Origin of the sequence: Streptomyces sp. NPDC059828 (genome assembly GCF_042731955.1) — a bacterium.
Taxonomy (GTDB): Bacteria; Actinomycetota; Actinomycetes; order Streptomycetales; family Streptomycetaceae; genus Streptomyces.
Map to the genome: position 1 here is coordinate 13,145 of NZ_JBHWIW010000057.1, position 19,221 is coordinate 32,365.

Consider the following 19,221-nt stretch of genomic DNA (forward strand, 5'->3'; position numbering starts at 1 on the left):
TAGGGCGCCGGGAGGTGTCCGGGACCGGGGCAACGCGCACATAGACACATGGGCGGGACATGACCGGGCCGGTCGTGTCCTGCTTCCGCATGACCTCCCATGAGCAACGAACGCGCGTCATCCCGGAGCGGAGTGGTACACAATGGCCGAAGCGGGCGATGCAATCCTCTGTCCGTTCGACTTCAGCGAAGCCCTGGATTTCGACCCCTCCCTCGCGGAGCTGATGGCCCAGGGCCCCATCACCCGGATCCGGTTGCCGTACGGCGACGGAGAGGCCTGGCTCGTCACCGGGTTCGAGGGTGTGAAGCAGGTGACCACTGATCAACGCTTCAGTCGCGCGGGGATCATGCAGCACGACTATCCGCGGCTGACGCCCGAGCCGATCGTCTCCCCGGAGTCGATCAACGTGATGGACCCGCCGCGCAGCAGCCGGCTGCGGCGGCTGGTGTCGCACGCGTTCACCCGGCAGCACGTCGAACAGATGCGGATGTCGATCGTCGAGCTCGCGGACGAGCTGCTCGACGAGATGGCGGAGCAGGGGCCGCCGGCGGACCTCGTGCAGCACCTGTCGAACCGGTTGCCCCAGCACACCATCTGCGAGGTGCTCGGCATCCCCCGCGACGAGCGGGCCCAGATGCAGGGCTACGCACAGCGGCTGCTCTCCACCGAGGAGGACAGCCAGCAGACCGAGGCCAGCGCCAAGGCCGCACTGCGGTCCTACTTCGACCGGCTCGTGAAGGAGCGGCGGCACACTCCGGGCAACGACCTGATCAGCGCGCTGGCCGCGGCGCAGGACGGCGAGGACGCCCTCGACGACCAGGAACTGACCGTGATGGCGCTGACCTTGCTGCTCAGCGGTCACGACACGGGCTCCTGCCAGATCAGCAATGTCTCCTACCTCCTGCTGACGCATCCCCGGCTGCTGGAGCGGGTCAGGAACAAGCCGGACAGCCTGCCCGCGGTCATCGACGAACTGCTCCGCTACATCCCGTTCCGCAAGGGGGTCGGCATCCCCCGGGTGGCGCTGGAGGACGTGGAGATGGGCGGGGTGAAGATCCGGGCCGGCGACTTCGTCCATGTGTCGTACCTGACGGCGAACCGCGACCCGGAGCGCTTCGCGAACCCCCACACCATCGACCCGGAGCGGCCCAACGTGCCGCATATGACCTTCGGCTGGGGCGGCCACCGCTGCATCGCCGTCCCGCTGGCGATGGCGGAGCTGGAGGTGGCGATCGGACGCCTCCTCGAGCGCTTCCCCGGGCTGCGGCTCGCCATTCCGGCGCCGGACGTGCGCTGGGACACGGAGACCATCAGGCGCTTCCCGGTCGAACTGCCGGTGGCCTGGTAGCGACCCGCGCGTGGCGCCGGCCCGCGGCCTAGAGCTCCGGGAACTCCCCGGACACGCCGAGGGCCGGAGCCACCGCCCCCCAGATCGCCGACTGGGCCGAGTCCAGGGTCACCCGCGGGTCACCCAGCATCAGCCGGATGCCGAAACCGTCGCACAGCGCGAGCAGCAGGGTGGCCGTTCCGTCCACGTCGAAGGCCGCGAACTCGCCGGAGTCGATACCCCGCCGCAGCGCGGTACCGACCCAGGTGTGCAACTGGTCGTAGAGGTCGACGGCGAACTGCTGCGTGGTGTCGTCGCGCAGGGCGCGCACCCACAGCTCCTGCCAAAGCCGCCAGTCCTGCCTGAGCACCGGGTCGGTCGGCAGCAGACTGTGCAGGATCCGCGCCAGGATCACCGAGGCGGGCACGGAACCGGCGTCCCGTTCGAGTTCCGTGCTCGTATGGGCGAACGAGTGCGTCATGGCCTCGGTGAACAGCTTCTCGCGGTTCTCGAAGTGGTAATGCAGCAGCGCCGTCGAGACGCCCGCGTGCTCCGCGACCATGCGCATGCGGATCTTCTCGAAGCCGACCTCGGCGATCACTTCGCACGCCGCGGACAGGATCCGCTCACGTGTTTCGCGAGTGCGTTCGGCCATGGCCACGTGGGTACTCCCTGAAGTCGGTCCTGTGGTGCGGTCTCGGCGCCGGGCCGGGCCGTGTGTCCCGGGCGGCGCCACCTCCCATCTTGGCGTATCGAGGCCGGTGGCGGACCGGGGGTCGGCGAGGTCTACCGGTAGGTGTGGAAGCCCCGGCCCGACTTGCGACCGAGCAGACCCGCCTCGACCATCCGGGACAGCAGGGGCGGCGGAGCGTAAAGGGGCTCCCGGAACTCCTCGTACATGGACTCCGCGATCGCCCGGGTGGTGTCGAGGCCGATCAGATCGGTCAGCGCCAGTGGACCCAGCGGATGCGCGCAGCCCAGGGTCATCGCACGGTCGATGTCCTCGACCGAGGCCGCTCCGGCCTCCGCCATCCGGACGGCCGCCAGCATGTAGGGCACCAGCAGCGCATTGACGATGAACCCGGACTTGTCCCTGGCCCGTACGACCTGCTTGCCGAGCACGCCTTCGGTGAACGTCTCGGCGCGCAGGACGGTCTCGTCGGAGGTCAGCAGGGACGGCACCAGCTCGACCAGCGGCAGGACGGGCACCGGGTTGAAGAAGTGGAGGCCGATCACCTGTTGCGGCCGTGAGGTGGCCGCCGCGAGCCGGATGACAGGGATGGAGGAGGTGTTGGTGGCCAGTACGGCGTCCGGGTTCTTCACCACCGCGTCCAGCCGGCTGAACACCTCCATCTTGACGCCCGCGTCCTCGGCGACCGCCTCCACGACCAGATCCCGGTCGGCCAGCAGGTCCAGGTCGTCGACGACGGCGATCCGGGCCAGTGCCGCGTCCCGGTCGGCAGGGGACAGCTTGCCCTTGTCCGCGGCGCGGCCCAGGGATTCAGCGATCCGCGCCCTGCCGGATTCTGCGGCGGCGGTGCCCGACTCGGCCACCACGACGTCCAGTCCCGCCCGCGCGCACACCTCGGCGATCCCGGACCCCATCAGTCCGCATCCCACGACCCCGACCCGTTCGATGGGTGGCTGCCCGGCTCCGGCCATCGGTCTCCTCCTACGTGGTGTTCGTGGTGTCTTGATGCGGTCCTTCGCACGTGCGTGCTCTCGCGCGCCCGCGCTTCTGTGCGCTGCGGGCCCGTCCGCGTGTCGCGCGCCGTCGCCCGGGTGGAGGGACGGCGGAACCGGTGTGGGGTACGGAGCGGGAGCCCGGAACCCACACCGGCCGCAACCGCGGCTGCCGCCGTCAGCCGGTCGGCAGCTGCAGCACCCCGGTGCCGCGCTTGACCAGCTCACCCGCGATGATCAGGCGCTGGATCTCGGAGGTGCCCTCCCAGATGCGGTCGACGCGCAGTTCACGGTAGAGACGCTCCACCGGGTAGGAGCGGTCGTAGCCGCGGCCACCGAAGATCTGCACACAGCGGTCGATGACCCGGCCGGCCGCCTCGCTCGCCGAGAGCTTGGCGATGGCCGCCTTGGCGTGCAGCGTCTTGCGGTCGGACAGCCCCGCGTCCACTTCCCAGGCGACCTGGTGGGTGTAGGCGCGGTTGACGGCGATGTCGACGGCGCAGTCGGCGAGCATGCCCTGGATGAGCTGGAAGTCGGCGATGCGGGAGCCGAACTGGCGGCGCTCCACGGCCCAGTCGCGGGCCAGCTCCAGCGCACGCTCGGCGGCGCCGGTGGTACGGGCCGCGATCATCAGGCGCTCCTCGGTGAACCAGGAGCGGGTGATGTCGTAGCCGTTGCCGATCCCGCCGAGCACCGCGTCCTCGCCGACGTGCACATCGCTGAAGGTGAACTCGGGGTGCTCGTACACGAAGGTGTGCATGAACCGCGGCACCCGGGTCATCTCGATGCCCGGAGTGTCCTTGTCGACCAGGAACAGGGTCGGGGCCCGCTCCTCCCCGGCAGCCGCCAGCACGATCATGAAGTCGGCGTGGTCCCCGACCGTCACGAACCACTTCTCGCCGTTGAGGACCCAGCCCCCGCTGGTGCGCGTCGCGGTCGTCTTCAGGTTCTGCGGGTCCGATCCCGCCTCGGGTTCGGTCACGGCGTAGCAGTCACGGCGTGCGCCCCGGATGACCGGGACGAGGTAGCGCTCCCGCTGCTCGGGGGTGCAGAAGCGCAGCGCGTTGGCGGGCCGCCACACCATGTCCCACAGTGCTCCCGTCAGCCGGCCCAGCTCCTCCTGGACGGTTGCCTGCTCCAGGATGGATAGCCCGGCACCGCCCCACTCGGCGGGCATGTTGACGGCCTGGAGCCCGCTGGCCAGTACGGCGTCGCGGACCTCGGCGTGGGCGGCGGGCGGCAGCCCGTTGTTCTCCTCGCAGTCGAGCTCGTACTTCATGATGAACTCGGTGAGCTCGCGGGCGGAGCCCCGCAGTTCTTCCTGACGGGCGGTGAGACGGAAGTCCATGACAGTCCTCGGGGGTTCGGTGTCCTACGGCGACGGTGCGGAGCGGTGCGGGGTGTGCGGGGTCAGGAACCGGACGGGGGCAGTGCGAGCGCCCGGGTGCCGCGTTTGATCAGCTCGTTGGCGATGATCAGGCGCTGGATCTCGGAGGTGCCTTCCCAGATGCGGTCGACGCGCAGCTCGCGGTACATCCGCTCCACGGGGTACGAGCGGTCGTAGCCGCGTCCTCCCAGGATCTGGAGACAGCGGTCGACGACCCGGCCCGCCGCCTCGCTGGCCGCCAGCTTCGCCGTGGACGCCTTGGCGTGCAGCGTCTTGCGGTCCGTGTGCGGCTGGTCGGCCTCCCAGGCCACCTGGTGGGTGTAGGCGCGGTTGACGGCGATGTCGACGGCGCAGTCGGCGAGCATGCCCTGGATGAGCTGGAAGTCCGCGATGCGGGAGCCGAACTGGCGGCGTTCCAGGGCCCAGTCGCGGGCCAGCTCCAGCGCACGCTCGGCCGCGCCCACGGTGCGCGCGGCGATCATCAGCCGCTCGTCCGTGAACCACTCCTTCGTGAGCTCGTAGCCCCGTCCGACACCGCCGAGTACATCCTCGTCGGGCACGAACACATCGGTGAGCACGAACTCCGGATGCCCGTTGACCGCGGAGTGCATGAAATGCGGCACCCGGGTCATCTCCACGCCAGGGGCCTGCTTGTCCACGAAGAACAGCGTCGCCTCGCGGTCCGGGCCCGCATCGGCCTGTACGAGCAGGAAGTCCGCGATGTCCCCGCAGGTCACAAACCACTTCTCGCCGTTGAGCAGCCAGCCGCCCGCGGTCTTCGTGGCCGTGCTCGTACCCGACGACGGATCCGAGCCCGCGCCCGGCTCCGTCACTGCGAAGGCGTCGAACCGCTCGCCCCGGATGACGGGCAGCAGATACTTCTCACGCTGTGCCTCGGTGCCGTACGCGAGGACGTTGGCGGGCCGCCAGGGGATGTCCCACAGGCAGTTGGTGACCTTCCCGAACTCCTCCTCCACGATGACCTGGTCCAGCAGGGAGAGACCTGCACCACCCCACTCGGCGGGCATGTTGATCGCGTAGACACCGGCGTCGATCGCCGCCCGGGTCAGTTCGCGTACGGTCTCGGCGGGCAGCGGACCGCCCGCCTCTTCCGACTGGTTCTCGTAGCGCATCAGCAGCCGGGTGTACTCGGCGGCCCGCTCCTTGAGCCGGGCCTGCTCGGGGGTGTAGCGGAAGTCCATGAGCGCCTCCTCGGAGGAGAGTTGGTGGAGTGGGCGGTGCGGTGTGTCGGTGTGTCGGTGTGGTGCGGGCCGCTCAGCCGAGTACGGCGCGGGCGTCCAGAGCCAGTACGCCGTCCGGACGGACCAGCAGGGGGTTGATCTCGAGCTCGGCGATCTCCGGATGGGCCGCCGCCACCTCGGTGATCAGGGCGATGACCTCGGCGGCGGCGGTCACGTCGACGGCCGGCCGGCCGCGTACCCCCGCGAGCAGCCCCGCCGTGCGCAGTCCGCGCATCAGTCGGCCCGCGCGGCCCGCGGGCACCGGGGCCAGGGAGAACGCCACATCGTGCAGCGTCTCGGTGAACAGCCCACCGAGTCCGACCATGGCGACGGGACCGAACCGCGGGTCCTGGTTGACACCCACGATCAGCTCGACCCCGTCGCTGAGATCGGCCATCGCCTCGACCGAGTACGACGGCGCGCCCAGCCGGGCGTGCATCTCCCGGTACGCGGCCAGCAGCGCGGCCCGGTCGGGGAGCCGCAGGGCGACACCGCCCGCGTCCGACTTGTGCAGCAGATGCAGGGCCTTGAGTACATAGGGACCACTGAACTCCTCGGTGGCGGCGAGCAGTCCAGCCTCCTCGGTGATCTCGCGGGCAGCGGGGAACGGCACCCCGGCTGCTTCGAGCAGGGCTCGTACGCCGTGGTACCCGGCGTCCTCCAGCGGGGCGGCGGGCGCCGGGAGAGCGGCGACCCCGGGGAGCCCCGCGGCCCCGTCCACCGTCAGCGCGGTCAGTGCGCGCGCCGCGTCCTCGGTGGCGGAGAACACCGGCACGCCCGCCTCCGCGAGGATCCGGCAGCTCGGCGCCTGTGGGTACATGGACTGGACGACCAGCGGCTTGGGGTGCTCCGTGCGCCGCAGGACGATATCCCGCGCGGCCCGGGCCTCGCCCTCGGACAGCGCCATGCCCCCGCCACCCAGACCACCGTCGGAAGCGGAGTACCCGCCGAAGTAGCCCGTCATCAGCACGGCGTCGACCTCGTCGGCAGCGAGCAGCGACCCGACGGCCTCCGCGTACGAACGGGGATCCTGCTCGCCCATCCCGGCCAGGTCGACCGGGTTGCCGACGGCCGACTGCTCCCACAGCACCGACCGCAGTCGGGACTGTGCCTTCTCGCCGAGTTCGGGGACTTCGAGACCCGCCGACTCGGCGGCGTCGGCGGCGATCACACCGTGGCCGCCGCCGTCCGTGAAGACCGCGGTACGCCGTCCGGTGCTCCGTGCGCCCGACCGCAACGCGGCCAGCACCACGGTCATCTCCCTTGGGGTGGCGACGAGTTCGACGCCGGCGTCGCGGCAGGCAGCGGCCACCACGTCGGCCGAGGTGGTGAGGGCGCCGGTGTGGGACTGGGCGCTGCGGGCGGAAGCGCTGCCGCGTCCGGCCGTGAGCAGCACGACGGGTTTGCCGGCCGCGGCGGCCGCGCGGGCGAAGGCGCGGCCGTCGCCGAAGTCCTCCGCGTACACCGCGATCGCCGAGGTGCCCTCGTGCCGGGCGCAGTCCTCGACCAGATCGACCAGGGTGACATCCGACTGGTTGCCGAGCGAGACGAAGCGCGAGAAGCCCAGACCGTGCGGGGCGAAACGCAGCTGGAGCTCCAGGGCGAGATTGCCGCTCTGGCTCAGCAGGGCGACACCACCGGGGGTGAAGGTGTCGGAGGCCAGATACAGCTCCGTCGTATTGTCGGCGATTCCGAGGCAGTTGGGCCCGACCAGGACGGCACCCGCCGAGCGCACCCGCTCGGCGACCGCCCGCTGCCGGGCGAGGCCGGTGGCGCCCGTCTCGGCGAAACCTGCCGTGATGGCGACGATCGCCCGCGCTCCGCAGCTCAGGGCGTCCTCGACGGCCGCTTCGAAGCCCCCGGCCGGTACGGAGATCACCGCGAGGTCGACCGGTTCACCGACCGCGGTGAGCGAGGTGGCGGCCGGGCGGCCCAGGACGGTACCGCCGCGGCGGTTGACCAGGTGGACAGGGCGCCGGTCAGGGGCGCGCAGGGCCTGCGCCGCCACGGCGTGACCGTACTTGGCCGGGTCGTCGCTGGCGCCTATCACGGCGACGGAGGCGGGGTCGAAGAGCGCCGTCAGGTCGCGTGCCATCTCACTTCTCCAGCCGCAGCGCGGAGTTGGGGCAGGACTCGGCGCAGGCGCGGGCGGCGTTCTCGCCGCCGCTCGGCACCGGGACCGCGATGACCGACGCATAGCCCCACTCGTCGAGCTCGACGAGGTCGGGGGCGTGCTCCTGACACAGGCCGTAGCCCTGGCAGCGGGTGGAGTCCAGCAGGAGTTTCATGGTGGGTCCTTTCAGCGAGGGCTCGACGGGGATACCCGCTCGGAGCCGGGCTCCGGGAAGGCCTGGGCCTGCTGCGCGGGGTGGTCCATGACTGGGGGGACGGGCACCACCAGGCGGTGGCCGCCGCTGGGCGGGGCGGTGGCGCAGTCCGTGCAGACCGCGCCGAGGTGGGTGCGGACGAGGGCGGGGAAGACGCGGAGGAGGCTGCCCGCCGCGCCCGCGGCGGCGTCGAGCAGACCGCAGGCGCCGCGGCCGGGCAGCCCGGATGACCAGCGCAGCAACCGCTCCTCGGCGTCGGGTGCCGCGGTGCCGGTGGTCAGCTGCCGCAGGGTGTCCGCGATCGCCGCGGTGCCGGAGACGCAGACACCGCACTGGCGGGCGCTCTCGGTCCGCAGATGTCCGACCGCGTCGGCGGCCGTCGCCACGGGGCAGCTACCGGGCCCGAGGAACCGGATCGCCCCGCAGCCCAGCGCCGTGCCCGCCGCAGCGAGCTCCGTGCCGTCGAGCGTGAGGTCAAGCGATTCGGGACCGATGAGCCCACCGAACAGGCCGCCCATCAGCGCGCCGGTCGCCCTCGTGGTGCCCTGGACGGTGGCCAGGGTGCGCAGGGAGGTGCCGTACGGCGCCTCGGAGAGCAGCGCGCCGCCGTCGGACGAGGACAGGGTCAGCAGCGTGCTGCCCGCGATCTCGTGCCGGCGCTCGGGGGAGGTGGCGATCAGGGCGATCCGGGCGAGGGTCTCGACATTGGAGATCAGGGTCGGCCGGTCGCCGACTCCCCGCTGGTACGGGCGCGGGGGCTTGGCGGTCGGCAGGGCGGGCCCGCCGTTGATCCGCCGCACCACCGCGGTTTCCTCCCCGGCCACATAGGTGTGTCCTGTCTCGACCACCTCGGTCGGTGTCCTGGGCGGCCACGCGGCGATCGCCTGGCGGACGCGTGCCGCTGCGTAGGGGTCGGAGACGTACACGTAGGCCCGCGTGGCGCCGGTGATCTCGGCGGCCCGGTCGAGGCCGTCCAGGACGAGGTGCGGTCTGGCCCGCAGCAGCCAGCGGTCCTTGACCGATCCGGGCTCGCCCTCCTCGCCGTTCGCGACGACGACGGGACGTGCGCCGCCGTCGCGTACCGTCCGCAGTTTCACGGCGACGGGGAACGCGGCCCCGCCGCGCCCGCGCAGCCCGGCATCGGCGATGTGGTCCAGCAGACGATCGGGGGATCCCGCGCCGTGGTAGCCGCCGGCGGCCGTGTAGGCCTCGCCCGTCTCCACGATGTCGGGCAGCGTGCCGAGTGCCGTACCGGCCCGGTAAGGCATCAGGGAGCGGATGACGGTCATCCCCGGCCTCCTTGTCGTCCCTGGCGTGTGTCTGGTGTGTGGGGTGGTTGTTGTGTTTCCGGCGGCGCGTCGGTGGTGGTGGTTCTCGCGGGATCCGTTGTGTTGGGCGTGGTGGCTTCCGCGGCGGGCGTCGTGGAGTGGGCCGGTGACGTCTGGCGCAGGGCGCTGACCGCCGTCTCCAGAGCGCGCCGGTCCGCCGCCGTGCGGCCGTAGCCGGTGCCCGGCAGCCCGATGAGCATGCGGTGGTGCTCCAGGACCACCTCACCCGCCAGCAGCGCGGCCGCCCGGTCCCCGCGGCGGGCACCGGAGGCGACCGCGGTCACCAGATCCGTCACCTCGGCGAGGTAGCGCAGCCAGCTGCGCTCGGTGCCGTGCAGGATCAGTCGCTCCACGCGACGCCGCTCTGCTGCCGCCAGCCCCGGCGCTGTCATGTCCGCATCGGATGCGGGGGAGCGTAGGGCGGCGACGGTGGACGGAAGTTCCCGCTCAGGTTCGGGTGTCAGGCCGAGCCAGGTGAGACTCCGGCGACCACTCATGGTGCCTCCGGGTGGGGAGTGGGGGTCGGGAGTGAGGGATGGGACGTGGGGCGCGGCGCGGTCGGGCCGGGGGGCCGTGGGACCGGAGGTGCGCTGTGCAGGACCGGTGGCCCGGGTCAGGTGCGCCGTGCGACGGGTGGTTCGGCGGATCGGTGGTTCGGCGAAACGGTGTTTCGGCGGAACGGGGGATCAGTCGCCGGGCGGGTGCCCGGGGGCCGCCTGCATGCGGTCCGGAGCACATTGCGTAACCGGATCGCTGGAGGTGGCGATGCCGACTAAGCTAACTAATCAATTAGTCAGTCCACAAGTCTTGACACTGCGGAAACCCGCCAGCAGTCTGACTGGCCAGTTAGTCAGTGCGGTTCGGCGCGATTGATTCGCCGGGCCGCCGACAGTCGCAGGGCATGCCTCAACACCGATCGCCGCGCATGGCGGCAGTGAGGAGTGATCCGATGCAGCCCGAAGCCCCCGCCAGCACGGACCCCCGCAAGACCGCCACCTCCGCGTCCGGAACCACCTCCGCGCCCGGAGCCGGCTCAGCCTCCGAAGCACCGCTCGGTGCAGCCACCGCGCCACCCGGCGCGGACCGGTCCGCCGCGCCCGGCCCTACGGACCCGTCGAACGCCACCCGATCCACGGGACCCGCCCCGGACCCCGCCCCGGACCCCGGTCGGGCGCTCTCCGGCCGCTACTACGCCGATCCGGACAGTCTGGCGACCGAGCAGCGGCATATCTTCGCCAAGTCCTGGCAGCTCGTCTGCCATGAGTCGGACCTCCCGGGGCCCGGCGCCCGGCTCACCGCCACCGCCGGCGGACGTGAGGTCCTGGTGGTCCGCACCGAGGACGGGGGTCTCGCCGCCCACCTCAATGTGTGCCGCCACCGGGGAACCCGCCTGGTCACGGCCCCCGAGCCGGAGGGCAAGGCGATCCGCTGTCCGTACCACGGCTGGACGTACAAACTCGACGGACGCCTCGTGGGCGCCCCCGAGGCGCGGCAGATCCCCTGCCTCGACAAGCCCAAGCTCGGTCTCTTCCCCGTGCGTGTGGAGTCCTTCCTCGGCTTTGTCTTCGTCAACCACGACCCCGGCGCCGTACCGCTCGCCGAGCAGTGCGCGGGCCTCGCCGAAGCCGTCGGCCACTACGCGGGGGCCGATCTGGTGCCCATCGGGCGCAGCCGGATCCACGATCTGGACGGCGCCGAGGTGCAGAACGCCAACTGGAAGGTAGCCGTCGACAACTACCTCGAGGGCTACCACGTACCCGTTGCCCACCCCGGTCTCATGCGGCTGCTCGACTATCAGGGATACAGCTGCGAGCTCGCCGAGTCGTACGCGCTCTTCGCCTCGCCCCTGCGCGACAAGCCGTCATCGAACTGGGCGGAACGCCTCTACCAGCGGATCACGGCACCCATGCCGGGGCTCACCGAGGCCGATCACCGTATCTGGCGTTATGCGGTGATCTATCCCAACACACTCATCGACTTCTACCCCGACCATGTGCTTGCCTGGACCGCCATACCCACGGCAGTGGACCGCGTGGCCGTACCCGGCGCGTTCTACACCAAGCGTGGGACCGGGCTGCGGACCCGTATCGCCCGGCGGCTGAACATCCACATCGGCTGGATCACGAACGACGAGGACGCTGAGCTGGTCGCCCGGGTACAGAAGGGACTCTCCACCCCCGGGTTCGAGCCCGGCCCCCTCTCCCGGCGCGAGTCGGCGGTCGGCTGGTTCGCGAACCGCGTCCGGGCCGATCTCGACGGTGCGGACCGCTGATCCCCACCGCGCTCCACCCCGCCCCACCCCCACCCCATAACGCTCCCGCACACAGCACACTCGTTTCGCACTCCCTTCTCGACCCCTGAAAAGCGTGGCGCAGGCGCCACGCGCCCGCACCTGTACCCGTCCGGCCACGGCGGTGTGACCCCCACCACGCACCCCCACGGCCCCCGGTCCCCGCCCGGAGGCAGGGACCATGAACCCGCGACCGCCCCGTAGCAGTGTTCGCACCGCAGACCCACGGAGAGGACACCGATGTCCCCCGAGGCACCGCCATCCCCAACCGCATCCCCGGCCCCGCACGCCGCCGCACCCTCCCTGCTGTCCCGCCGCTCCCTCCTGCGCACCGGCGCCGCCGCCACCGCCGGTATCGGCCTCGGCCTGACAACCGCCGGATGCGGATTCCTCCCGGCCGGCCCCACCGCGTACGGGGACACCGAAGAGCCCATCGACGTCAAGGTCGACGGGGATCTCATCTACTTCAACTGGGCCGACTTCGTCGACCCGGCGGTCTTCGCCGGATTCGAGAAGGAGTACGGCGTCAAGGTCATCCAGTCGAACTTCGACTCGATGGAAGGCATGGTCGCCAAGCTCAACGCGGGCAACCGCTACGACATCATCTTCCCCAGCGCCAAATGGGCCCAGCGGCTGGCCGCCGGCCACCGGCTGCGCCGGATCGACCACAGCAAGCTCAGGAACGCCGAGTCGGTCTTCGGCCACTACCCCTACTTCGCCGACCCCTGGTACGACGCCGGGTCACAGCACACCGTCCCGCGCATCATGTACAAAACCGGCATCGGCTGGCGCAAGGACAAGATCGGCGACGGACTCAGCGGCTCCTGGGACGATCTGTGGAGCACGCGGGCCAAGGGCAAGGTGTTCGTGCTCGACGACCGCGACGAGGTACTCGGCTTCGCCGCCCTCAAGCTCGGCCTCGATCTCACCACGACGGACGAGAGCGACCTCGGCAGGATCACCGAAACGCTCAGATCCCTGCGCCCCCATCTGCGCGGCTTCTCCAGCGACAGCTACAACAACCTGCTGAACGGCAACGCCGTCATGACCCAGGCCTGGAGCGGGGACATGGCCGCCATGCTGGGCCAGGCCGAGGACCCCTCCGTCCTCGGCTTCGAGATAGCCAAGGAGGGCGCCCCGGTCAACTCGGACTGCTACGCCATCCCCTCCGACGCACGCCACCCCGGCACCGCGATGCTCTTCATCGACTACATGCTCCGCCCGGAGAACGTGAAGAAGAACATCGAGTACATCGGCTACCCGATGCCCGTCGGCGGTACCGAGGACACCTACGCCGCGCTTGTGGAGCCCTTCCCCGAGTGTCTGGTCTCGGCCAAGGACCTCAAGGACGACCTCTTCTTCCGCAACGGCTCCGCGAAAGGGGAACAGGCACGTGACACCGCCTGGACCCATGTGAAGGCGGGCTGACATGGCAACGCACACCAACCCCGACCTGAGCACCGGGGCCTCCGGGCCTCCACGGCCCACGCCACCCTCCCGCCGCCGCGGCCCCTCCGCCAGGAACAACCGCATATGGACCTGGCTGATGCTCCCCGGCACCCTGTGGATGGCCGCGTTCCTCCTGGCCTCGCTCGCCCTGGTCGCCACCCTCGCCCTCGGCACCACGGACCCGCTCGGCAATCCGCGCTTCGGCTTCAACACCGACAACATCACAGCGCTGGCCGACCCGGCCTACCGGTCCGTGATGCTCCGCTCCCTCGGCTACGCCCTGCTGACCGTGGTGATCTGCCTCGCCGTGGCCTACCCGGTGGCGTACGCCATCGCCCTGCACGGCGGACGGTTCAAGAACTTCCTGATCGCCGCCATCGTCGTACCCTTCTTCGCCAACTACCTGGTGCGGATGTACGGCTGGTCCGTGGTCCTCTCCGACGACGGACCCCTGCTGAAGGGCCTGCGCTCCGTCGGGCTCGCCGACGGGGACACCAAGATCCTCCAGACCGGAGTGGGCGTCATCGCCGGACTCGTCTACGGCTTCATCGTCTTCATGGTCATCCCGCTCTACGCCGCCCTCGAGCGCATGGACGTCTCCCTCATCGAGGCGGGCCGCGACCTCTACGGCGGGCCGTTGAGGACCTTCTTCCATGTCACCCTGCCCGCCACCCGGCAGGGCGCGGCAGCCGGCTGCGTCCTCGTCTTCCTGCCCGCCATGGGCGACTTCGTCAGTGCCCAGCTGATGGGAGGTCCCGACCAGATCATGATCGGCAACCTGATCCAGGACAAGTTCTTCCAGGGCCAGAACTGGCCGCTCGGCTCGGCACTCACCATGCTGATGATGGCCGTGCTGTTCCTCGGGATGCTGGGCTATCTGCGCCGCACCCGCAAGGACGAGGCGGAGGCGGCCCGATGACACTCGCCGTACCGGGCAAGACCCGCCAGGACACCGCACCGAGCACGACACGGCGCGGCACCGCACCCCGCAGACCCCGCCGCGGCACCGAGCGCAAGCCCCGGTTCGCCATCACCGTGACCGCCGTGTTCTTCGCGCTGCTCTATCTGCCGATCGGCGTCGTCGTCCTCTTCTCCTTCAACTCCCAGAAGTCCCTGACCGTGTTCAAGGACTTCAGCCTCCGCTGGTACGAGGCCTTCCTCCAGGACGACCATCTGCTGGCGTCACTCGAGATGAGCTTGCGGGTCTCGCTGGTGGCCATGGCCGGATCGCTCATCCTGGGCGTGACACTGGCGCTCGGCCTGGTCCGCTGCCGCAGCCGTCTCGGCTCCCTCGCCGGACTGATCATGCTCATCCCGCTGATCACCCCGGAGATCGTCACCGGGGTCGCGGCCATGCTGCTCTTCAAGGGCATGGGCATCACGCTGTCCACCACCACGGTGATGCTCGCCGAGATCACCTTCTCCATCTCCTACGTCACGGTCGTCCTCCGCTCCCGGATCGCCGCCCTCAACCCGGAGACCGAGGAGGCGGCGATGGACCTCGGAGCCACCCGCTGGCAGGCCCTGCGGCTGGTCACCCTGCCCGCGCTGCTGCCCAGCATCCTGGCCTCAGCGGTGCTGATCTTCGCCCTGGTCTTCGACGACTTCGTGCTCGCCTACTTCACCACCGGCGTCGACCCGCAGCCGCTGTCCGTGCGCATCTACTCCGCCATCCGCTTCGGTGTGCAGCCCACCATCAACGCCGTCGGCACCCTGATGCTCGCCGGATCCATCGCCCTGATCGCCCTCGCCCTCTTCATCCCGCGTCTCTTCGGCCGTCGCGGCGGCCTCGACCTGCTCTCCGGGAAGTGACACCGTGACGCTCATCCCAGAAACCAACTCGGCAACCCCCACGCACTCCACGGGCACGGCGCTCGCCCCGGAGAACCGGGACACCGCGCCGGCGATCCGGCTCCAGGACATCAGCAAGAGCTACGGCGACAGCTACGCCGTCCACTCGCTGTCGCTGGACATCGCCCCCGGAGAGTTCTTCTCCCTGCTCGGTCCCTCCGGCTGCGGCAAGACCACCACCCTGCGCATGATCGGCGGCTTCACCGACCCCACCGACGGCACCATCCTGCTCGGCGGCCAGGACGTCACCTGGCTGCCGCCCAACAAGCGCGACGTCAACACGGTGTTCCAGAGCTACGCACTCTTCGACCATCTCTCGGTCGCCGACAACGTGGCCTTCGGCCTCAAGCGCCAGGGTGTGTCACGCGCCGAGATACGCGAACGGGTCGGCACCATGCTGGAGCGCGTCCAGCTCGCCGCCCTGGCCGACCGCAAACCCCGCACCCTCTCCGGTGGCCAGCGGCAGCGCGTCGCACTCGCCCGCGCCCTCGTCAACCGCCCCCAGGTGCTGCTGCTCGACGAGCCGCTCGCGGCCCTCGACCTCAAGCTCCGCCGCCAGATGCAGGTCGAACTCAAGCAGATCCAGCGGGAGATCGGCATCACCTTCGTCTTCGTCACCCACGACCAGGACGAGGCACTGACCATGTCGGACCGGCTGGCCGTGATGAACGAAGGCCACGTGGAACAGTGCGGCACTCCCGAGGACGTCTACGAGCGGCCGGCCAGCAGATTCGTCGCCTCCTTCATGGGCACCTCCAACCTGGTCCCCGGTACCTACCGCGCCGGCCAGGTCGTCATGGACGACGGCCCGGCGCTGCCCGTCGGCACCCGCACCGATGTCGCCGACGGCACCAGGGTCAGCCTGTCCATCCGGCCCGAGAAGATCTGGCTCTCCGACTTCCTGCCGGACATGGCCCGGGTGAGCGGAGTCGTCCGCGAGACCGTCTACTCCGGCGCCACCACCACGTACCTCATCGAACTCGCTCCCGGAGTCACGGTGTCCGTGCTGGAACAGAACACCGACCGCTCCCGTATGGAGGACCGCTGGAGCGGTGGTGAGACCGTCGAGGTCGGCTGGAAGCCCGAACACTGCCTGGTCCTGGACTGAGCTCCCGACTAGGCCGTGTGTGAGAGCTCCCGCCTGGCTCGCGGCGTCTGGCACGCGCACTCGCTGCGTTGTCGCGTCGTCCGAGTACGCCCCGTATGAGGACGGCCTCCCCCTGCCTCCGGCGGGGGAACCCCCACCGCCTCGCGATGGCGCGCACCGGACGCCGCGAGCCCCGCCCTTCGGGCGGACGACGCCAGTTCTCAAACGCTGCCCAGCCCTCCGCACACCACTAGGCCCGTCCGCACACCAGAAAGAACGTGCTCATGAACCACGACGTCATCGTGCTCGGTGCCGGACTCGCCGGTCTGGCCGCCGCACGGGACCTGGCCGCAGCCGGCTCCGATGTGCTGGTCGTCGAGGCGCGCGGCCGGGCGGGTGGGCGGGTGGAGCAGATCGCCCTGCCCGACGGCCGGCTCGTCCAGCTCGGCGGCGAGGTGGTCGGCCGGGCCCACACCGCCTACCTCGCACTCGCCGCCGAGCTCGGCCTCACCCTGGTACCCAGCTATGTGGCCGAGCCGGGGGTCATGGCCCGCGCCACACCCGAGGGCGTCTCGGCGGGAGACCCACCGCACTGGTTCGGCCCGGGTGACGACGCCGTGCACCGGCGCGTCACCGCCGCCTTCGCCGCACTCGCCGCATCCGTCGATCCTGACGACCCCTGGAGCCATTCCGGGGCCGAGGCACTCGACTCCCTGTCCGTGGCGGACTGGCTGCGCTCGGAAGGGGCGAGCCCGGCCGTCGTACGCCTGTGGGAGATCGGCCAGCTCGCCCTCGCCGACGGCGCGTACGAACGCACCTCACTGCTGGCCGCGCTGCGCAAACACGCAGCCGTGCCGGGCGACGGGACCACCGGCCACTACGACTACGAGGACTGGGAGGGACTGCGGGTCGCGGAGGGCTCAGCCACCGTGGCCCTGCGCATGGCCGCGGCACTCGGCGAGCGCGTCCGGTACGGCGCACCCGTCGAGACCGTCGGCATCAGCCGCTCCGGCTGCACCGTTCGGCTCGCCTCGGGGGAGACCCTCACCGCACGGGCGGTCGTCAGCGCACTGCCGGTCGGCCCACTGCGCTCGGTGTCCGTCACCGGGGTCTCCGGCGAGCGCCTGGCCTCGCTGCACCGCCAGCGGCAGGCGGTCGCCGCCAAGTTCGCCGCTGCGTACGACAAACCGTTCTGGCGCGACAGCGGGCTGAACGGCCTGTCCGAATCCGAGGGCGTGCTCGGCAGCACCTGGCCGCAGAACGAGGGAATCCTCTCCGCGCTGGTGCCGCCGGAACGGTACGGGGTGCTGCTCGGCATGCCGCCGGGGCGGCGCGACACGGAGCTGCTCGCCGACATCGCCCGGCTCTACGGTGACGAGGCGCACCGTCCGCTGCGCACCTGGATCCGGATGTGGGGCACCGATCCCTGGACCCAGGGGTACGTCACCCAGTGGACCCCCGGCGACGTGATGGCCGTCGGTCCACTGCACGGTACCCATGAACCACCGTTCTACGTCTGCGGATCGGACCAGTGGGTGGCCGGATACATGGAGGGCGCGGTGCGCACCGGCCGGGCAGCCGCCGACGAGGTGCTGCGCCATGGCTGAGTCCCCTCGAACCCCGGAGCCGGCCCTGCGGCAGGTGCACAACCACATCGCCGGAACCGACCGGGCCGCCGTCGGCGGTGAGTCGATGGACCTCGTCGACCCCACGACCGGCCGGGTCAGCGGAAGCGCCCCGCGGTCATCCGCGATCGATGTGACCGCTGCCTGCGCCGCGGCCGACGAGGCACTTGAGCGCTGGGCCGTCACCACCCCGATGGAACGGCAGCGGGCCCTGCTGCGCCTGGCCGACGCCATCGAGTCGCACGCCGACGAGTTCGTGGCCGCCGAAGTCGTGGACACCGGCAAGCCCGCCGAGCTCTTCCGGGCCGATGAACTGCCCGCCATCGCGGACACCGTGCGCTTCTTCGCCGGGGCCGCCCGCGCTCTGCCGGGCGCGGCTGCGGCCGAGTACACGGAAGGCCGCACCTCGCTGCTGCGCCGTGAACCGGTGGGTGTCTGCGGGCAGATCACCCCGTGGAACTACCCCTTGATGATGGCGGTGTGGAAGATCGCACCGGCTCTGGCGGCCGGGAACACCGTCGTGCTGAAACCGGCCGACACCACCCCGTCGTCCACGGCCCTGCTCGCCGGGATCGCCGCGCGGCATCTGCCGCCCGGTGTGCTCAACGTGGTCTGCGGCGACCGGGACACCGGGCGGGCACTCGTCGTGGATCCGCGGGTCCGGTTGATCGCCGTCACCGGTAGCGTCAGGGCGGGCCGGGAGATCGCGGTCGCGGCCGCCGATGACCTCAAGCGCGTCCACCTCGAACTCGGCGGCAACGCGCCGGTGATCGTGCACGAGGATGTGGACGCCGGCTCCTGTGCGGCCGAACTCGCCGCTGTGGCCTACTACAACGCGAGTCAGGACTGCACCGCTCCCAGCCGCTATCTCGTACACGAGCGGGTGTACGAGGCCTTCGTCTCCGCGTTCGCCGCCCATGCGGCGGCACAACGGCCGGGCGTGGACTTCGGCCCGCTCAACAGCGCGGCCCAACTCGCCTCCGTCCAAGCCCTGCTGGACCGGCTGCCCGGACATGCCGAGGTGGTCACGGGCGGTTCCCGTATCGAGCGGCCGGGCTATTACCACGAGCCGACCGTCGTCGCCGGGGTCCGGCAGAGCGACGCGATCGTGCAGGAGGAGATCTTCGGACCGGTCGTCACGGTGCAGCGCTTCGCGGACGAGAAGGAGGCCCTGCGCCTTGCCAATGACGTGCGGTTCGGTCTCGCGGCCAGTGTGTGGACCAGGGACCACGACCGCGCCATGCGGGCCACCCGCGCCCTGCACACCGGGATCGTCTGGGTGAACACCCACGGCACAACGGTGTCGGAGATGCCACACGGCGGAGTGAAGCACTCCGGTTATGGCAGCGATCTCTCCCTGGCGGGTCTGCTGGACTACACGCAGGTCAAGCATGTGATGGTCTAGCCGACGGCCTCCAGATCATGTTGCGCACATGTTTCCGGACAGTTTCCCCCTGTGAGGCCCGGCACACTCTGACCACGTCAACCGCAAATTCTTCACACATCTTGCATCTCATGTGAAGATTTTGCGTTCCCTCTCTCCGGGGGTGGCTCGCACAGCAAGATCAACTTTGTTTCGCTGCTGCACTTCGTATGGCGACATGTCCGTTTAACGATCAGCAGGAC

Annotated in this window: 16 protein-coding genes; 8 read left to right on the top strand and 8 right to left on the bottom strand. The window is 70.6% G+C overall.

The genetic code is table 11. The features are described 5' to 3' along the window. The first annotated feature begins 142 nt into the window (after positions 1-142). Positions 143-1,348: a cytochrome P450 gene (locus ACFV6V_RS27105; RefSeq protein ID WP_385569919.1), complete on the top strand. Its 1,206-nt coding sequence runs from the start codon at positions 143-145 to the stop codon at positions 1,346-1,348. A 28-nt stretch (positions 1,349-1,376) separates the two neighbouring features. On the opposite strand, the gene ACFV6V_RS27110 is transcribed toward ACFV6V_RS27105, so the two are convergent. From ACFV6V_RS27110 to ACFV6V_RS27145, 8 genes are all read right to left on the bottom strand, one after another. Next, a complete protein-coding gene (locus ACFV6V_RS27110; RefSeq protein WP_385569921.1) occupies positions 1,377-1,982 on the bottom strand; it encodes a TetR/AcrR family transcriptional regulator in 606 nt (201 codons plus the stop codon). 131 nt (positions 1,983-2,113) lie between these two features. After that, positions 2,114-2,989, bottom strand: coding sequence for a 3-hydroxybutyryl-CoA dehydrogenase (locus ACFV6V_RS27115; protein WP_385569924.1), 876 nt, complete (start codon positions 2,987-2,989; stop codon positions 2,114-2,116). Between the two features lie 199 nt (positions 2,990-3,188). Further along, positions 3,189-4,358, bottom strand: coding sequence for an acyl-CoA dehydrogenase family protein (locus ACFV6V_RS27120; RefSeq protein ID WP_361280748.1), 1,170 nt, complete (start codon positions 4,356-4,358; stop codon positions 3,189-3,191). A gap of 62 nt (positions 4,359-4,420) precedes the next feature. Beyond that, complete coding sequence (locus tag ACFV6V_RS27125; protein ID WP_385569926.1) at positions 4,421-5,599, bottom strand: acyl-CoA dehydrogenase family protein; 1,179 nt, start codon at positions 5,597-5,599, stop codon at positions 4,421-4,423. 73 nt (positions 5,600-5,672) lie between these two features. Next, positions 5,673-7,733: an acetate--CoA ligase family protein gene (locus ACFV6V_RS27130; protein WP_385569928.1), complete on the bottom strand. Its 2,061-nt coding sequence runs from the start codon at positions 7,731-7,733 to the stop codon at positions 5,673-5,675. A gap of 1 nt (position 7,734) precedes the next feature. Next, the gene (locus ACFV6V_RS27135; protein ID WP_385569931.1) at positions 7,735-7,926 is read right to left on the bottom strand and encodes a ferredoxin; all 192 of its coding nucleotides are present in this window, start codon (positions 7,924-7,926) and stop codon (positions 7,735-7,737) included. Between the two features lie 11 nt (positions 7,927-7,937). Next, complete coding sequence (locus tag ACFV6V_RS27140; RefSeq protein ID WP_385569934.1) at positions 7,938-9,254, bottom strand: NADH-ubiquinone oxidoreductase-F iron-sulfur binding region domain-containing protein; 1,317 nt, start codon at positions 9,252-9,254, stop codon at positions 7,938-7,940. Further along, positions 9,251-9,685, bottom strand: a complete 435-nt coding sequence (locus tag ACFV6V_RS27145) for a hypothetical protein (RefSeq protein ID WP_385569937.1) — start codon at positions 9,683-9,685, stop codon at positions 9,251-9,253. Before ACFV6V_RS27145 ends, ACFV6V_RS27140 begins: the two co-directional genes overlap by 4 nt. A gap of 557 nt (positions 9,686-10,242) precedes the next feature. Here ACFV6V_RS27145 and ACFV6V_RS27150 point away from each other — a divergent pair. The 7 genes from ACFV6V_RS27150 to ACFV6V_RS27180 all read left to right on the top strand — a co-directional run bounded on the left by ACFV6V_RS27150 (position 10,243) and on the right by ACFV6V_RS27180 (position 19,000). Then, a complete protein-coding gene (locus ACFV6V_RS27150; protein ID WP_385569940.1) occupies positions 10,243-11,565 on the top strand; it encodes an SRPBCC family protein in 1,323 nt (440 codons plus the stop codon). A gap of 258 nt (positions 11,566-11,823) precedes the next feature. Continuing rightward, positions 11,824-13,011, top strand: coding sequence for a spermidine/putrescine ABC transporter substrate-binding protein (locus tag ACFV6V_RS27155; RefSeq protein ID WP_385569943.1), 1,188 nt, complete (start codon positions 11,824-11,826; stop codon positions 13,009-13,011). A gap of 1 nt (position 13,012) precedes the next feature. Beyond that, complete coding sequence (locus tag ACFV6V_RS27160; protein ID WP_385569945.1) at positions 13,013-13,951, top strand: ABC transporter permease; 939 nt, start codon at positions 13,013-13,015, stop codon at positions 13,949-13,951. Next, complete coding sequence (locus ACFV6V_RS27165) at positions 13,948-14,844, top strand: ABC transporter permease (RefSeq protein ID WP_385569947.1); 897 nt, start codon at positions 13,948-13,950, stop codon at positions 14,842-14,844. Before ACFV6V_RS27160 ends, ACFV6V_RS27165 begins: the two co-directional genes overlap by 4 nt. A gap of 94 nt (positions 14,845-14,938) precedes the next feature. Continuing rightward, positions 14,939-15,991: an ABC transporter ATP-binding protein gene (locus ACFV6V_RS27170; RefSeq protein WP_385569996.1), complete on the top strand. Its 1,053-nt coding sequence runs from the start codon at positions 14,939-14,941 to the stop codon at positions 15,989-15,991. A 263-nt stretch (positions 15,992-16,254) separates the two neighbouring features. Next, positions 16,255-17,577 carry a flavin monoamine oxidase family protein gene (locus tag ACFV6V_RS27175; protein ID WP_385569950.1) on the top strand — a complete coding sequence of 441 codons (1,323 nt, stop codon included), beginning with the start codon at positions 16,255-16,257 and terminating at the stop codon, positions 17,575-17,577. Continuing rightward, positions 17,570-19,000: an aminobutyraldehyde dehydrogenase gene (locus ACFV6V_RS27180; RefSeq protein WP_385569951.1), complete on the top strand. Its 1,431-nt coding sequence runs from the start codon at positions 17,570-17,572 to the stop codon at positions 18,998-19,000. The genes ACFV6V_RS27175 and ACFV6V_RS27180 overlap by 8 nt, the downstream gene beginning before the upstream one ends. The last annotated feature ends 221 nt before the right edge of the window (positions 19,001-19,221 follow it).

Coding starts and splice junctions, on each gene's coding strand:
- ACFV6V_RS27110 (WP_385569921.1), bottom strand. CDS start 1,982: ATGGCCGAACGCACTCGCGAAACACGTGAGCGGATCCTGTCCGCGGCG.
- ACFV6V_RS27140 (WP_385569934.1), bottom strand. CDS start 9,254: ATGACCGTCATCCGCTCCCTGATGCCTTACCGGGCCGGTACGGCACTC.
- ACFV6V_RS27135 (WP_385569931.1), bottom strand. CDS start 7,926: ATGAAACTCCTGCTGGACTCCACCCGCTGCCAGGGCTACGGCCTGTGT.
- ACFV6V_RS27145 (WP_385569937.1), bottom strand. CDS start 9,685: ATGACAGCGCCGGGGCTGGCGGCAGCAGAGCGGCGTCGCGTGGAGCGA.
- ACFV6V_RS27125 (WP_385569926.1), bottom strand. CDS start 5,599: ATGGACTTCCGCTACACCCCCGAGCAGGCCCGGCTCAAGGAGCGGGCC.
- ACFV6V_RS27180 (WP_385569951.1), top strand. CDS start 17,570: ATGGCTGAGTCCCCTCGAACCCCGGAGCCGGCCCTGCGGCAGGTGCAC.
- ACFV6V_RS27105 (WP_385569919.1), top strand. CDS start 143: ATGGCCGAAGCGGGCGATGCAATCCTCTGTCCGTTCGACTTCAGCGAA.
- ACFV6V_RS27165 (WP_385569947.1), top strand. CDS start 13,948: ATGACACTCGCCGTACCGGGCAAGACCCGCCAGGACACCGCACCGAGC.
- ACFV6V_RS27155 (WP_385569943.1), top strand. CDS start 11,824: ATGTCCCCCGAGGCACCGCCATCCCCAACCGCATCCCCGGCCCCGCAC.
- ACFV6V_RS27120 (WP_361280748.1), bottom strand. CDS start 4,358: ATGGACTTCCGTCTCACCGCCCGTCAGGAAGAACTGCGGGGCTCCGCC.
- ACFV6V_RS27150 (WP_385569940.1), top strand. CDS start 10,243: ATGCAGCCCGAAGCCCCCGCCAGCACGGACCCCCGCAAGACCGCCACC.
- ACFV6V_RS27175 (WP_385569950.1), top strand. CDS start 16,255: ATGAACCACGACGTCATCGTGCTCGGTGCCGGACTCGCCGGTCTGGCC.
- ACFV6V_RS27160 (WP_385569945.1), top strand. CDS start 13,013: ATGGCAACGCACACCAACCCCGACCTGAGCACCGGGGCCTCCGGGCCT.
- ACFV6V_RS27130 (WP_385569928.1), bottom strand. CDS start 7,733: ATGGCACGCGACCTGACGGCGCTCTTCGACCCCGCCTCCGTCGCCGTG.
- ACFV6V_RS27115 (WP_385569924.1), bottom strand. CDS start 2,989: ATGGCCGGAGCCGGGCAGCCACCCATCGAACGGGTCGGGGTCGTGGGA.